The following is a 14,785-nucleotide window of genomic DNA, read 5'->3' on the forward strand; positions in this document are numbered from 1 at the left end:
GTAATCACTCCCTATATTGGTTGGAATTAGCTACTACCATTGTAAGTGATTGCTTTGGGCTTTTTAATTTCTGTTCGGATTAATTATAGAATTTGCCTTTTAAAATTTGGAAGATTGAGTTCACTTTTTTCCTCTAAAAAAAGTGATTTTTCTTTTTTAATGTTTGGTAGATTGTAAAATTTAAGTTGAACATATTAGTGGACAGAAAAAACCATAAAGGTCTTTAATGGTGTCACCACAACATTCCACTAGAAAGAAGGACCTTTATGGGCACCACTATTTTATCATTTGAAGACCGCGTTGTCATCGAAACACTTCATCATGAAAAGCACTCACTTCAATATATTGCCGATTATTTAGGCTTTAGTAAAACCACTATCTTTAATGAGGTTCATCGCTTAGCTGGTGAGTATCACGCAGTTAAGGCTCAAACTGACCATGAAGTTAAACTTAGTCATCGTGGTCGTAAAACCATCTTAACGACTAACCTAAAGCGATTGATGAGATTACCGATGATGAATTGATTCAAATTAACTGGTATTTGAATTCCCAACCACTCAAATGTTTAAATTGGCGAACACCGATTGAGATCTTTTTGCGTGATCTGCGTTACTAAATTTGTTCAAGTTATTTCTTGCAATCTGCCATTTGACAAACTGCAACACCTGGCGCCGATTCTGAATATCAATGGTGCCATCTGGCAAGCTCATAAAGGATCCATGTTTAGTAGCGCCCTGCGGCAGTCGCCACGCCGCACGTCGTTTCACGTCTAAGCCCACATACTGATAATCAGTACCATACCGTAAATGCGCGGCTGCTTCAAACTCGGCTTGCCAGTTGCGGGCCTCGGCCTGTTGATCTGTGGCAAAAAAACGCCAACGCCCCAATTAACGCTTGCGCAACCCCAGCGCCTAAAATGCGCACTAATATCACTGCCATTGACGACCTGCGCTTATTTTCCAGTTCGTATCGCTGATGACACCGCCTTTAACTATGGTTAAAGGTTTAAATTTTCACAAAGTAAAAAGGCGCCGTGCTGGCCGCCTTTAATGGATGAGCTTCTGTTGCCAAGTTTTGGTAAAGTACTGATCGTTCAACCGATACTGCGGTGGGGCCTGCCGCTGTTCCAAAAACGGCTTCACTGTTTGATCCACTTTTAACCACCCTCGCCAGCCTAAATGAATGGTATCTTCCATAAAGTAAGGTTGGTTGCCGTCGCGGCTTAAATCTAACACATGCATAAAGCCTTGTTGGTGCAACTGCGTTTTGATTTTAGCAACCGTTTGGGTCATCATCCCTGACCGCAAGCCTGTATAAGTGGCCCACTTTTGGTTCACCGGTGGGATCACAAATTGAACTTGAACGTGATTTTTTGCAAACGCTGTGAGTAATAACTGAAAATCGCTATATTCAGGTGACCGGCGATAATCGAATTTGGCTTGCGCCCCTTTCAAATCGCTTAGTTTGTCACCGCCTAAACGCTTGTCAAAAAAGTGATTGCGAATGCCAAATTGATTGCCATTGGTGGCTTGGGCCCCCATATTCCGAGCCAAGGTTGCCAACTGGTGCTGATTGTCCTTAAAAGGCAACTTAGCCGCGCTTTGCATGATTTTCGCTTGATTTTTAGCACTGGTATGCCGACCGAACAAGCCCTCTTCATTTTGTAAAATCTGTAAACTAATTTGTAACCGGGTGCGCAACAGGCCTTGTACCGGCTGACCAGCCGCAACATTCATTAAGGCTTGATGAACACCGCCTTTGGTATTGCCCATTTGCAACAAACGCCGGGCCGCATACCGATCCGCCAAGCCACCGCGTTTGCCTAATAACCAGCGCGTGGTTTGAAGTGGTGAATAATAGTAGGCAAAGGCGTCTGGCTGCTGACCTTGTGGGGTGAACCATTGTGGCGAAATGATAAATACCACCTTCCGGCCGCGTAACTGTTGCAATAAACTTTGGTTGTCGGCGTATTGCACCAACGATTGGGTGCCTGGGCCGCCTAATAATAATGTCTGGTAGGGACGGTGGTACTTTTGAGCCAACACGCTGGGATGAAAAGCGTCCAGCCGAGACAATTCTGATGACCCCATAAACGGCACATAATCGCGCTGCACGGCTTCATCCTTCAGCCGCTCCCCCACCAACACATTTTTCTTTAATGAAACAGCGGCGGTAGCCAGCGAATGTGATTTCACCGTGGAAAAATGAACCGGCACCACCACCAACCCTAGCACGATCAAACCAGCGCATAACGCTGGTCCGAAGATCCACCATAACCGTTTTTTCATGCTTGTAAGGCCTGAACTTGCGCCACAATTTTAGTCACTGTTGCCCATTGGTCCCGTTCAAATTCGGACACTGGAATGTCCACCCCCAGCTGTTCTTCAAGGGCCAACACCATTTGAACCGTGTCCATAGAATCTAACAACGCTGTTTCAAAAATATCTTCATCCATTCGTTCACTTAAGTCCTCCCCAGTTAAATCTTGTAAAATTGCTAAAACAGTTTGTTGAATAGCTTCAGTCATATGAAATACTTCCTTTCTGATTCTTTCATTATTTTGGTTTACATGACAAATCTTATGTTTGTGTTCACAGCGTTCCAGCCTGCTGTTGCCGTAGGACGGTTGCATGGGCCAACGGCATCTGCGCGTGGCATCCGGCAATTGGGGCCAGCCCCTTCCGCTTAACTACACTTATAAAAAAATCCTAAAACCAGGATTTTTTTATAAGCTAGGTTAATGCTTAGGATCTACCCGGTTCAAATTGCCTTTTTTTACTTAAACCACAGCGTATTCAAAAACCCCGAGAAGATCAGGAAGCTGAAGCAGACCACGTTAAAGGTGATGACCATGGCCAACGCTGTGGTGACGCGGTTGTGTGGCAAGTGGTGGCGTTTTTTATAGCGTAGCCACATGTCGTTGACAATGATGGCCCCTGCGTGAAACAGGCCGTACACAATGTAATACCAGGTAACGCCGTGCCAAAAGCCCATTACGAGGAAGTTGATCAGGTAGGCGGTTTGGGCCACGTGGATCCGATTTTTAAACACGCGGTGCTTCATTAACGCAAACGTCACGCGCATAAAGATAAAATCTCGGAACCAAAAGGACAGGCTCATGTGCCACCGGTTCCAGAAGTCTTTAATGTTCTTAGCTTTAAATGGCTGGTTAAAGTTTTGCGGCGTGTCAATGCCCATCAACTGGGACAAGCTGACGGCAAACAAGCTGTAACCGGCAAAGTCGAAAAATAAATACAAACTATAAACGTACATATATGCCACCAGCGCCCAGGAAATGCCTAAGCCACCTCCTAAATGATGGTGAACCAAAGCGCTGTGGGCCACTTTGGGCAATAACAAGGTACCGAGAAAGTAGCCGATCACAAACTTATACGCAAAGCCTAAAAACAGCTTGTGCACAGCACTTTGAAGCAGGTCTAAATAGTGTTCGCGGGTTGGGACGGTATTGTAATCCTTGGCAAAGCGGCGATAGCGGTCAATGGGGCCACTGGAAATGGTGGGCAGAAATAGCAAGAAGCGCAAGAAAAACAGCGGGTCCACTTGTTGCAATGTGCCATCCCGTAACTCGATCAGGGTTTGCACACTTTTAAAGGTTAAATAGCTCATGCCTAAAAAGTCCAACAAGCTAGGGTGCACGGTGAAAACGGGGGTGACTTTCACCACCACCAACGGGGCAATGCTGGCTAAGATCACCGTCCAGTAAGCCCCGGTACGGTTAGCTTTGTGGCGATAACGGGTATAGCCCATGACCAGCAATAATTGCCACAACACGTAGCCGATCAAGGCCACCCCTTCATGCCACTTGCCCCCAGCAAAAATCAGGACAATAAACACCAGCGACACCAAAGTTTCATAGTTGCGGTGCCGTCGTCCCCGTAGTAACCCAATGATCAGCGGCACCAAGGCCACCAATAACATCACAAAGTAACGCGGGTTGGCGTAAGGTTGAAAAGCACTCATGCAGGATTGACCTCACTTATTAAGCGTTTGATGGCCACTTTATCATTTTGCGTTAGCGGCAATTCGGAGCGGTAAACGAACCGTTGGGGAATCATATAGGCCATCATGACGCCGGCTAATTCCGCCTTCACCGCTTTGGTTAACGCGCTAGTGCCCGTTTGGCCAGCCGCTGGTACCGCAAAGGCAATCAACTGGGTGACTTTTTGTTGCGCATTATATTTCGGCACTGCCACCGCTTGTTTCAAATACTTAGACTGGTTTAAGAAATGATTGACTTCTTCCAATTCAATGCGGTAACCATTCATTTTAATTTGGAAATCGGTGCGGCCACGATAGAAAATCAAGCCGTGGGCGTCAATGTAGCCCAGATCCCCAGAGACATAGCTACCGGCTTTAAACACTTGGGCGGTTTTGTCCGGCCGATTGAGATAACCTTTGGAAACGCTAGGTCCACTAAGTCGCAACTCGCCTAGGGCTTGGCCGTGGTCAACTTGTTCCGTGCCAGGCCGCAAACTGATCCAAGTGTCTGGCTTGGCGTAACCAATAGGCAAACGTGGGTACTGGTCCAAAATGGCCGGGGTAATCTGCACGGCCGTAACGGCCACCGTGGCTTCGGTGGGCCCATAAGTGTTGTACAAGGCCACGTCTGGGAAACGCTTTAAGATCTTCCGCGCCAATTGCGGGGTTAATTCCTCACCGCAGAAGAAGATCTGCTGCAATTGTGGGTAAGTGGCGGCGTTAAAGGTTTGGTCCAATAAGCACATGGCCATCATGGACGGCGTCGAAACCCACACGTCTAATTTGAACAATGGCAACCAATGAAACAGCTGCGCTAAGTCCTGCGTTTTCGACCGCGGTAACACCACCAACGTGCCACCGTTGACCAAAGTGGGATACAAACTCATCACCGACAAGTCAAACGAATAAGGCGCTTGGACCAAACAGCGCAGTCGCTCCGGCAACTTGAAATCAGTCAGCCAGTTGACAAAACTTAACAAGTTGGTGTGGCTAATCTGAACACCTTTCGGTTGACCAGTGGTGCCTGATGTGAAAATAATGTAAAAGTTTTCCGCCCCAACCACTGGTTGAAAGTCAACCGTTTTCGCATCGGCCCGACAGTAGACCGCTAATGCCTCGGCGGTGAACACTGGCGTTTTTAAGGTAATCGGCAATGGTTGTACCGCCAACACCAGCCCCGGTTGCGCAATGCTTTCGATCATGGTCAGCCGGTCATTGGGTGAATGGGTGTCCACGGGAATATAGGCATGCCCCGCCTTCACACAGCCTAAAAAGGCTGCCACCGTCATAAAACTTTGGTCGGCGTACACCATGATTGGTTGAGTACGGGCCAAATGCCGCTGGGAGATCGCCAAGGCAATGGCATCAGACGCTTGTTTTAAATCACCGTAAGTGTGCACCGTGCCTAGCGCGTCATAGGCCGGCCAATCAGGGTGCTCACCGGCAATGATATCGATTTGCGTGATAATATTCGTTAATTTCATAGGCTGCGCCTTTCTTAATCATTCAAAATATGCTTAAAATTCGTTATAAATAAACTTGCTATTGCTGACCCCTGAATAGCCGTAAAGGTACACCAGCGCTAAAATAATCACAACATAAATGGCGGTGCATAAGGTAAAACTGGCCCAGGGATGCGTGGTGAAAAATTGACGCATGTGCGTTGATCGCCTCAATTCCATTTTTTCTGGCAAACAAAAAACGCGTTTGCATGATTCCAGTTTAGGAATTTGCAAACGCGCCAACTACTTATAAATGCTGAAAATTAAATGAAAAAATCTCATTTAAAGCGCTAAACCGCTGATCTCATAGGTTTTCTAGAAACCATCATGCCAGCTTAAAAACAATTAAAGCTTTTCTAAAGTTCCAGGATTAGCGGCACTCACCGCCTGATTGCGCGGCAACACCAACGTAAAACAACTGCCTTGCGGTAAATTGTCAGTCACCACTAATCGCGCATGATTCAACGTTGCCAATTGATGGGCAATCGCTAACCCTAAGCCACTTCCAGCAATTTTTTGCGACCGCGAACTGTCCACCCGATAAAACCGATCAAAGATTTTTTCCTTGTCATCATCACTGACGCCACACCCTTGATCACACACGCTTAAGTCGACCCAGTCAGTGGTGGTGCGTATTTTAACCGTAATGGTGCTATTTTGAGGCGCATACTTGCTAGCATTTTCCAACAATGCCACTAAAATCTGTTCCACCTGCTCATTATTGGCGTACGCCGTCACTTGGGCCGGCCCTTGCTTCAGCAATTCCTGGGGTATTTGTTCCTGAAATGTTGCCGTGACTTGATGCACCATGGCCGTTAGATCAAAGTCCGCCAACTTAAAGGTGGTATGATCCATCCGCGACAGTTGCAGCAGACTTTCAATTAAATGCTGCATTTTCAAGGTTTCACTAGCAATCATTGCCACTGAATCAGGAATAATTTCCGGATGCTGCTTAGCATGCCGCCGCAACAATTCCGAATGCCCGCGAATCGCCGCTAACGGCGTGCGCAATTCATGAGACGCATCCGACACAAATTGATGATCACGGCGAATGCGATCATTCAGTGACCGTAACAAATGATTAAACGCCAAGGACAAATCATGCACTTCCCGGGACGAATTAAACACCGGCAATTCTTGATGATAGTCGGTGTCACTGGTGGCGATCTGCTGACTATCCGCCGTTAATTCTTCCAGCGGCTTGTTAATGCGTTTGGCCAACCAAGAAATCAGCCAGATCCCCACCACAAATCCCAGCAACGTGGTACTGATCACAATCACCAAAATCAATTTAAACAGCTCAATGATGTTATTTAAGCTGAGCCAAACATCATAGGTCACCCACGTTTTTTTATTGTAGCGTTCCCGCACCGATTCATGGTAAAACAACCCTTGATCTGGCCGATACTGAATGTTGTGTAACAACGGCCACGACTCCCATTGATCCGCTAAAAAATCCGCCGTGCCTCGTAAATAGTAGCGCCGATTTGGCTTGTCAGCATGCACCACTTTCACCCGCACAAAGGTATTGTGCACGTTAACCGGTGCCGTATCCCGCCAATAATCCCAGTCCGGCTTGTAATCAGAAAATGAATTTTCCAGCGTACTGATCAATTGATTGGCCGTGGCCTGTTTAGACCTGACTAAATGAATGCCAACGACACTGATCGTGGCAAAACTGATCACGATCATCAAAGTCACCAGCAAGGTGGCGTACGCCCGGGTGATCAAGCGCGTATTGGATTGTAACCCTTTAGCGGCCATGCTTCGCCTCTTGTAAAATGTACCCCACACCTCGCACGGTGTGGATCAGCGGTGCCATGCCCGATAGATCGATTTTCGCCCGCAAATAACGAATGTACACATCCACAATGTTGGTTTGCCCTTCATAATCAGCACCCCAAACTTGGTCCAGCAATTCATCCCGCGTTAACGGCTCCCCTGCATGTTGCATTAATACCTGCAACAAACTAAACTCCCGCTGGGTCAGCTGAGCCACTTTACCAGCCCGCTGTACTTGCCACGCCTTGGTGTTCAGCACCAAATCGCCGACTTGGTAATTTTGGCTGGCGCTGTGATGTTTCCGGCGAATGATCACCCGGATCCGCGCCAGTAATTCTTCAATATCAAACGGCTTGGTAATATAGTCATCGGCACCGTTATCCAACCCTGCCACCTTATCGCCAATGTAATCCCGAGCCGTCATCATCATAATCGGCAAGTCATCATGGCGCCGGATCCGCCGCATGACCTCAAGGCCGTCTAATTCAGGAATCATCCAATCTAAAATCATCAACGCTAACTGATTTTGGTGGGCCTGATACGCGTCCCACGCCGCAATACCAGTTGTGGCAGTCAGAACCTGATACCCTTCAAACTGCAGTTCCGACTGTAAATAAGTCCGCAAGCCGTCTTCGTCTTCCACCAGCAAGATCGTTTCTGCCAACATAAATCCCTCTTTCTTTAACACAAGTTACTTAAAATCAGCTTAAATTATACCATTTTCAGTAACTGACTTTGCTGGGTTTGCGGAATCTTAACGAATCAACAAACAATTGTTCTGGTTGACAATACGACGATTCCAAGATCGATAACGGCCGACATTGATTCAAGCGCGTTCGTGACAGACTTAATTAATTTTTCGGAAAACCGTTCATGGATTCGCAATGCTTAAATTCAGTGTTTGCCCACGACCCCCTTTTAATAATCAGGCCAAGCAAAAAGCGCAGCGACGAAAATCGACTGCGCTTTAGCATGTGACAAGTGCCTTGTATTAGTCAACAACTAAATCGGACTTGATGGCCTCACGATTTGCCAGCCCTTCGGATGCTCCCTGGCTCATCGCGTTTGAAGGTCTGAGCGAAAACCTGACCAGGATGGCTTTCTCATGGATTCCTCCAAATTGATAACACGCCCCCTTAAGCCTAATCTTGAAACAAGTCAGCCATGGCCAAGGTACGCGCTCATCTAAACGCTAACGCCAATGACGGATCATCCTTGGCGTTTTCAATGGTGTTAATAGTTTGCCGAGTCACCTTGATCAGGTCCCCTAGCGCCGTCTGGGCCATTTCCAATGCCTTACGCCACACCCAAACTGAATGCGCCATTGGCTGAACCTCGCTTCACGATTGAATACTTATCGTAAAATAAAGGCTATATTTTAGATCAAACTCATTCGACAGTTTCAATAAAAAAACAACCGGCAAACCTTTCATTTGCAGGTTGTCACTTATAAGCCTTAGTGCCCATATTTCACCATTAACTTGCGTTCTGCCGTTAACAGCTGATGACGATTGTTGGTTTGCACATTGCTTAAATACAATACCGCGTTTTGGCCGTTGTGGCTAATGGCAATGCTGTCGTTATAACCATAACCAGTACCATTGGCTTGGTAATACGGCTGCTTCACGTAAAAGCCACCACTGTAAACACCTTTTTTCACGTACAACAGATCACGACTAGCGCCGGTGATCTTGCCATTGACCAAGGCCTGTTCAGCGTGGTACAAATCCAGCACCGACATGAACACTTGGCCTGTTCCAAGCTCGCCGCGAATCAGGTCCAGATTCGGCTTGGCCACCGTTAACTGTTTTTGGTGGTAATCCTTGGCGTAATAACCCTGGGCCGCTAATGGCGTGTGGCCTAAAGTAGCCGCAAAGCGGGTCTGTTTTAACCCCAGCGGCTTGATGTACGTGCTGGTAAATAACTGCCGGTAGCTGCGGTGGGTCAGCTTTTCACTAATGCCGGCCAACAACACATAGTTCACTGGCGTGTATTGAAATTTACCAAAATTTTTCGGTTGGTAGGTAAGCTGCCGTGAATTAGCGGCCAAAACCGCCTGATCCGTTTTGCCAGGCAAGGTGGCCTTGGTGCTTAACCCAGAGGTCATGTGCAAGGCATGGGCCACCGTCAACTGGGGCGCCGGCTTAAATCGCGGGTAAAAATGTGCCAACGGCGTGGTGAATTGCACTTTGTTGGCATTCAACTGTTGGGCCAAGATCCCCGTACAATACCCCTTAGGGTTGACACTTTAAATAATAAAAGTGTGAATCCTAGGGGGTATTGTACGCCGTAACTGAAGACGAGTTGCGTGAACTGTCGGGTCATGGTATGATGAACTTGTGAATAAATCGATTCAACAAGACAACACAAATCCCCACTTCCTGCATGAAGTGGGGATTTTTTTGCACCTTATTTCAGGCGTGTGGGTCTGGTTGGCAGCTGGCTAATCGTCATCTAAAGCGTCCAGCCAATGTTTGATCAACTCAATGATAACCCCGACCACCACAGGGCCGACAACGACTGTGAATAGATCCTTCAACAAAGACAACACCCCCTTTGGAGGCAGCTGCCTAGAGATGATTGTCGCATGACACTTGACAAGACACAAATTAAAATTAAAAGATGAATCGATTTATTATCCTGTTATTTCAAACAGAACCCTTGTTGATGCAAGGCATCGAGTAGTTCGCTGCGCTTTTTCGGCGTATGGGCGGCACCGTTAGCTAACAAATGGGAGAAGGTTTCTTCGCGCTGATTGGTATCGCGGGTCGCATAGTAATGCTGAATCACGTGGTCGTAATCTGTTAGTTGCGTTTTCCAGTCGTCAGGTAAGTGATAAGTATTGTCGAAGCTCATTAAGCTTTGCGGCATGCGCGGCTTGAAGTTTGGTTTTTGATCGGGATAGCCGACAATCACGCCACAAATCGGGAAGGTGAGGTTCGGTAGGTGAAGCAGGGAGATCAATTGTTTTGGATCATTGAGGATACTGCCTAAAATCACGGTTCCTAACCCTTGATTTTCAGCGGCATCGACGAGGTTTTCTGCCGCCAATAAAGTATCCGATGCGGCTTGGATAAATTTATCCGTTGAGCTGAGTTGGTTAGGGTGGTCGGCGCATAGGTCGGCGCGGTATTGATCCGCCACGAAAATCAATAATTCACCATTGCCATCGACATAAGTTTGGTGGCTGATGGCGGCGATTTGTGAACGCAGTGCGGAATCGGTGATATGAATAATGCTAAAAGACTGCAAGAAATGTGAGGTTGCAGTATGTTGGGCCACAGTGATCAGGCGGTTCAAGCATTGCGGGTCAACTTGTTGCGTGGAAAATTTGCGAATGGTTCGATGATCTAAAAACATGTAATCGCCTCCAAAATAATTATAGTCGAAGTTTTAGCTAATGTAAGGAAAGAATTCGTGGTCTTGCAATACCGTCGTCAGCAAGGTAAGCTCAAGGCAAATTCAAGGAGGCCCAATGCCATGGCGATCACCATCACTCGTGTTACTGAGGCAAATGCTGAAGATTTATTATCCCAAATTTGTAATAAAAGTGGCTAACTTGATTTTAAAACGCGCGAAATAAATCAGGCTACTTTATTTCCAGATAAAGAAAATGTGGCTAGTTATATTAAAAGTAATTTTTAATAAGGAATGCTTAACGGCCATTAGGGTATACCCTAGTGGTCATTTTTGGTCCTGTGCTATACTAGGAATTATAAATGTTCATTAGAACTGTCCAAAAGGAAGTGCTGACAATGGCTAAAATCGGTTATGCTCGCGTGAGTTCCAAGGAACAACATTTAGATCGGCAGCTAGCTGTTTTAAAGGGCGTTGATAAGCTATTCACAGATAAATTGAGTGGGGCCAACACCAATCGACCAGAACTGCAAAAAATGCTCGCCTATGTTCGCGAGGGTGATATTGTCCTGGTCACTGAATTAGATCGCTTAGGCCGAAACAACCAGGACTTAACTAAGATCATGAACACCATTCAAAATAAGGGGGCCACCCTAGATGTGTTAAACTTGCCGTCCATGACAGGGATTGCGGATCCTAATTTACGCCAGCTCATGACGAATCTCATTATTGAACTGTATAAATATCAAGCTGAAAGCGAACGTAAGCGGATCATTGAACGGCAGCAACAAGGGATTGCCCTCGCTAAACAGCAGGGTAAATATCATGGTCGGAAACCTCAATATGCCGAAGATGATCCCCGTTTACTACATGCTTTTAAACTTTACCAGACGGGCATGAGTGATGTAGATGTTGCCCGTAATACCGGGATTAAACGGACAACCTTTATCAGATACCGAAAGAAATTCGATGTGCATTGAACCGGTTTACATGAGATAATCAGAATAGATTAGAAGCCCTGAAACAGGCGTAAAATAACAAATACTTAAAAATGATGCTACTGGAAGTTGGTCGCATTGATTACTCACGTCATGAATGCGAAGAACGTGCGGACAACCGTACATGCCAAGAAACATAACCGACGAGAGCAACAAGAAACCTACATCCAAGAAAATGTGCTGAACCGTCAATTTCCAGTTGTCTAATTAACTGACTAAAAATAGTCCAATTTATTGACTTCTGAGCATTTAGATGTGGTATTAGATATTCATAAATTTAATATGTTTTCAAGTAAAATTAAGACAGTAGCTAATTTATCATTTGCATCTTACCATCAATTATCTGATAAACTTTGTCTGCCGTATTTTTTAACCTTAAGTCATGAGTAACTACAATAATAATTTTATTTCTCTTATGTGCTAAATCTCTGAGTAACTCGATTACTTTCATAGATCTATCCGTATCTAAGGCGGCTGTGGGTTCATCCGCTAAGATATAGTCAGGATCAGTGTATAATGCTCTAGCAATTGCCACACGTTGCTTTTGTCCACCAGAAAGTTGATTAGGATATTTTTTTAGGAGTTCTAAAAGTCCTAAATCAGATAGAAGTTCATGCATTTTTTGTTCAGTTAAATTTTGTTTTTTTAGTTTATCTACTAATTTAAACTGTTCTTCAACCGTTAAAAATGGAACTAAGTTATAAGATTGTAAAACAAATCCTATTTTTTCCAATCTTAATTTTGTTTGCTGTTTTTCGGATAAACTTTTAATTGTGCTGTCATTTATTTTTACGTCACCCTCAGTTGGTGTCTGCAGCCCGCCGGCTATAGTCAAAAATGTAGTTTTTCCTGATCCTGATGGCCCTACAACTAAAATAAGCTGACCACTTTCTGCTTTAAAATTAATATTTTCCAGCGCTACGTACTTACTACTCCCTTCTCCAAAAACTTTTGTCACCGATTCAAAAATTAGATTTGACATGAAATTAACCTCCAATAATTTTGTAAGGATCAACTTTGGCGATTTGACGAATAGGTATCAGTGCACCTAACAAGGACATAATAATAATACCGATTCCAGTTACAATAATATTACTTTTATCGATGACAATGGGTACCTCGCTGGGTAACGTAATAGCTGTTATTTCACCTAATATAATGGCTATAATAACGCCAATAACTGAAATAATAAATGATTGAAATAACGTACTCAAAATAAGATATTGCGTTGAGACTCCTTGCGCCTTCAAGACACCTAAGTTGGGTAATTTTTGAACAGTCAGAATATACAAGAAAATTGAAATAACAATTAGAATAATAATATACAAAAAAGCAATCATGAAGTCGAATGTGAGTTGTTGTGCGCTATATCCAGGTAATTTTTTAATAAATGAGCTAATGCTCAATTGATTGGTCCCTTTTGGTATTTTTGAATTCTCTAACTTATTCTTGAATACCACAGCATTTGTTACACCTTTATTCAGTGGTTGAATAGTGTCTGGTGAAATATAAACCACGGGAAGAGCACTTAAAGTTGCCCTGGGTGTAAAACCTGTAATTTTAATCCTCAATGATGAATTAGCAACTAACAAGTGGTCACCGATTTTGAATCCATCACTTTTGAATTTATCCGATACGACGCCGGCATTGTTTCGGATATTTTTACTACCACTTGTTATTTTCAATTTTTTAAATATGAACGATTTGGAATCAAGACCTACTAATTGAGTATTCTCTTTTAATCCATTTTCTGATTTTACAAGTGTACTATACTGTGAAATTCTGGTTCCATTATTGGGTAAACTAGCAACCTCATCCTGTGAAAGAAAAGATTGTTGTAAACGTCCTTCAGAATCACTATTTAAGACAATACTTGAAGCATCCCACTCGTTAATTGCCGCTTTGTTTAGGTTAGCTAAACCAGTGGCTAAACCAGTAAGAATAATCAAAAGATAACTTACTAAAAATATAAGTGCCACTATTAGGCTATAACGCAATTTTTCATGTAGCATCTCTTTAATAGCTAAAAACATAATAATCTCCTTTTATTAATTCTATTTATTATTAATATATCACTTAATGTGTTTTGAAAAGGTTTTTAATAGTAATAGTAATTTTTCTTGGGGTGTCACATATACTCTTTTTGATAAATCAACGAAGTTATTTTTCATTAATTTTGTTAGGATCTTTTTGTAGACATTAATGGATAGTTATAATGCTACTTTGCCTTTTCTATCTAAAATCTGATTAGTAATCACATCAGTTTCGGCGTACTTGGAAAGTGCTAATCTTGCTAAATATTGCAACAAAGATTGTGTTTGAATATCAGGTTTACTCTCTAACAAAACTTGTTTTTGGATATCATATTTTAATAGCAGTTGCTTTGGAATGAAATATCTATCCGCCATAGCATCTTCATGTACATCTCTTAAAATATTAGTTAACTGAAGAGCTATTCCCACGTTTATTACTGCCTTACGATTGTTTTCAATAGAGTTTCTAGAAAGTATACAAAAAACCATGCATCCTACAGTTCCTGCTACTTGATAACAGTAATTTTCTAATTCTGATAGTGTGTTAATTTCAACATGATTGAGATCATGAAGTTGTCCTTCAATCATATCAGTCATTAGGTTGGGATCTATAGAGAAATGATTAAAAACGTAGGCTACTTTATCAGCAATGTTTGATGTTTTGTTAATTACAATATTATTGGTATTACAAGCCGTCTCCCACCAAAAAATTAATTTATTAAATGTTATTCTGTCATGGTTGTCAGCAGCATCATCAATTTGACGTAAATAATCATAGATGACAAAGATGCTATAAGCTTGATCTTTGTCTAATTTTGAAAAAGCAAAATAAAATGATGATGAATTTTGTTTAATTGCTGCTTGACTACTCGAAAAAATTTCAAGAACGCTATTTGGTATTTTTTGAATAGTTACCATTTAAAAGTCCCTCATTACTTCTTTCGCGGTCAATTCTCCACTAGTAATAACGATAGGTACTCCAGCACCAGGATGCACACTGTGGATTGAAGTCAATATTTGAGACAGATTTTAAGAGATATTCAGAACCGCGTTTACCTTCCACAGCTCAAATAAATCATTAATCGCGATTAATAACTTATTTGAACCCTGGAAA

At 43.6% G+C, this 14,785-nt stretch carries 17 protein-coding genes and 1 pseudogene; 3 read left to right on the forward strand and 15 right to left on the reverse strand.

What is annotated here, in order from left to right:
• Positions 1-266: 266 nt before the first annotated feature.
• Positions 267-503: pseudogene (locus tag LOSG293_RS08295) on the forward strand (helix-turn-helix domain-containing protein); the annotation flags it as partial.
• A gap of 54 nt (positions 504-557) precedes the next feature.
• On the opposite strand, the gene LOSG293_RS08305 reads toward LOSG293_RS08295, so the two are convergent.
• From LOSG293_RS08305 to LOSG293_RS08360, 12 genes are all read right to left on the reverse strand, one after another.
• Positions 558-887, reverse strand: coding sequence for a hypothetical protein (locus LOSG293_RS08305; protein ID WP_054645793.1), 330 nt, complete (start codon positions 885-887; stop codon positions 558-560).
• Between the two features lie 159 nt (positions 888-1,046).
• On the reverse strand, positions 1,047-2,288 hold the full coding sequence (dltD, locus tag LOSG293_RS08310; protein ID WP_034529243.1) for a D-alanyl-lipoteichoic acid biosynthesis protein DltD: 1,242 nt from the start codon (positions 2,286-2,288) through the stop codon (positions 1,047-1,049).
• Positions 2,285-2,527: a D-alanine--poly(phosphoribitol) ligase subunit DltC gene (gene dltC, locus LOSG293_RS08315; protein ID WP_034529246.1), complete on the reverse strand. Its 243-nt coding sequence runs from the start codon at positions 2,525-2,527 to the stop codon at positions 2,285-2,287. Before dltC ends, dltD begins: the two co-directional genes overlap by 4 nt.
• A gap of 248 nt (positions 2,528-2,775) precedes the next feature.
• The gene (dltB, locus tag LOSG293_RS08320; protein WP_034529248.1) at positions 2,776-3,981 is read right to left on the reverse strand and encodes a D-alanyl-lipoteichoic acid biosynthesis protein DltB; all 1,206 of its coding nucleotides are present in this window, start codon (positions 3,979-3,981) and stop codon (positions 2,776-2,778) included.
• Positions 3,978-5,483 carry a D-alanine--poly(phosphoribitol) ligase subunit DltA gene (gene dltA / locus LOSG293_RS08325; RefSeq protein WP_034529250.1) on the reverse strand — a complete coding sequence of 502 codons (1,506 nt, stop codon included), beginning with the start codon at positions 5,481-5,483 and terminating at the stop codon, positions 3,978-3,980. The genes dltB and dltA overlap by 4 nt, the downstream gene beginning before the upstream one ends.
• Positions 5,484-5,516: 33 nt before the next feature.
• The gene (locus LOSG293_RS08330) at positions 5,517-5,657 is read right to left on the reverse strand and encodes a teichoic acid D-Ala incorporation-associated protein DltX (RefSeq protein ID WP_081919938.1); all 141 of its coding nucleotides are present in this window, start codon (positions 5,655-5,657) and stop codon (positions 5,517-5,519) included.
• A 189-nt stretch (positions 5,658-5,846) separates the two neighbouring features.
• Positions 5,847-7,265, reverse strand: a complete 1,419-nt coding sequence (locus LOSG293_RS08335; protein WP_034529251.1) for a sensor histidine kinase — start codon at positions 7,263-7,265, stop codon at positions 5,847-5,849.
• On the reverse strand, positions 7,255-7,947 hold the full coding sequence (locus LOSG293_RS08340) for a response regulator transcription factor (protein ID WP_152551126.1): 693 nt from the start codon (positions 7,945-7,947) through the stop codon (positions 7,255-7,257). Before LOSG293_RS08340 ends, LOSG293_RS08335 begins: the two co-directional genes overlap by 11 nt.
• A 517-nt stretch (positions 7,948-8,464) precedes the next feature.
• On the reverse strand, positions 8,465-8,608 hold the full coding sequence (locus LOSG293_RS08345; RefSeq protein WP_081919939.1) for a helix-turn-helix transcriptional regulator: 144 nt from the start codon (positions 8,606-8,608) through the stop codon (positions 8,465-8,467).
• Between the two features lie 131 nt (positions 8,609-8,739).
• Entirely contained in the window at positions 8,740-9,501 is a 762-nt protein-coding gene (locus LOSG293_RS08350) for a serine hydrolase domain-containing protein (RefSeq protein WP_081919940.1), read from the reverse strand.
• A gap of 225 nt (positions 9,502-9,726) precedes the next feature.
• Positions 9,727-9,825 (reverse strand): type I toxin-antitoxin system Fst family toxin, encoded by a 99-nt coding sequence (locus LOSG293_RS08355; RefSeq protein ID WP_152551127.1) that lies wholly within the window; start codon positions 9,823-9,825, stop codon positions 9,727-9,729.
• Between the two features lie 101 nt (positions 9,826-9,926).
• The gene (locus tag LOSG293_RS08360; protein ID WP_003572070.1) at positions 9,927-10,643 is read right to left on the reverse strand and encodes a nitroreductase family protein; all 717 of its coding nucleotides are present in this window, start codon (positions 10,641-10,643) and stop codon (positions 9,927-9,929) included.
• Positions 10,644-11,038: 395 nt separating this feature from the next.
• Between LOSG293_RS08360 and LOSG293_RS08370 the strand changes: the two genes are divergently transcribed.
• Together LOSG293_RS08370 and LOSG293_RS10000 are read left to right on the forward strand one after the other, a co-directional pair.
• Positions 11,039-11,620, forward strand: a complete 582-nt coding sequence (locus LOSG293_RS08370; protein WP_003685528.1) for a recombinase family protein — start codon at positions 11,039-11,041, stop codon at positions 11,618-11,620.
• A gap of 87 nt (positions 11,621-11,707) precedes the next feature.
• Entirely contained in the window at positions 11,708-11,845 is a 138-nt protein-coding gene (locus LOSG293_RS10000; RefSeq protein ID WP_160171720.1) for a hypothetical protein, read from the forward strand.
• A gap of 103 nt (positions 11,846-11,948) precedes the next feature.
• On the opposite strand, the gene LOSG293_RS08375 is transcribed toward LOSG293_RS10000, so the two are convergent.
• From LOSG293_RS08375 to LOSG293_RS08385, 3 genes are all read right to left on the reverse strand, one after another.
• Positions 11,949-12,620 carry an ABC transporter ATP-binding protein gene (locus LOSG293_RS08375; RefSeq protein ID WP_034529257.1) on the reverse strand — a complete coding sequence of 224 codons (672 nt, stop codon included), beginning with the start codon at positions 12,618-12,620 and terminating at the stop codon, positions 11,949-11,951.
• Positions 12,621-12,624: 4 nt separating this feature from the next.
• Positions 12,625-13,671, reverse strand: coding sequence for an ABC transporter permease (locus LOSG293_RS08380; RefSeq protein WP_034529260.1), 1,047 nt, complete (start codon positions 13,669-13,671; stop codon positions 12,625-12,627).
• Positions 13,672-13,848: 177 nt separating this feature from the next.
• Positions 13,849-14,589: a phytoene/squalene synthase family protein gene (locus tag LOSG293_RS08385; RefSeq protein WP_235786838.1), complete on the reverse strand. Its 741-nt coding sequence runs from the start codon at positions 14,587-14,589 to the stop codon at positions 13,849-13,851.
• Between the last annotated feature and the right edge of the window lie 196 nt (positions 14,590-14,785).

Source organism: Secundilactobacillus oryzae JCM 18671 (assembly GCF_000740055.1).
In the GTDB taxonomy this organism is placed as follows: domain Bacteria; phylum Bacillota; class Bacilli; order Lactobacillales; family Lactobacillaceae; genus Secundilactobacillus; species Secundilactobacillus oryzae.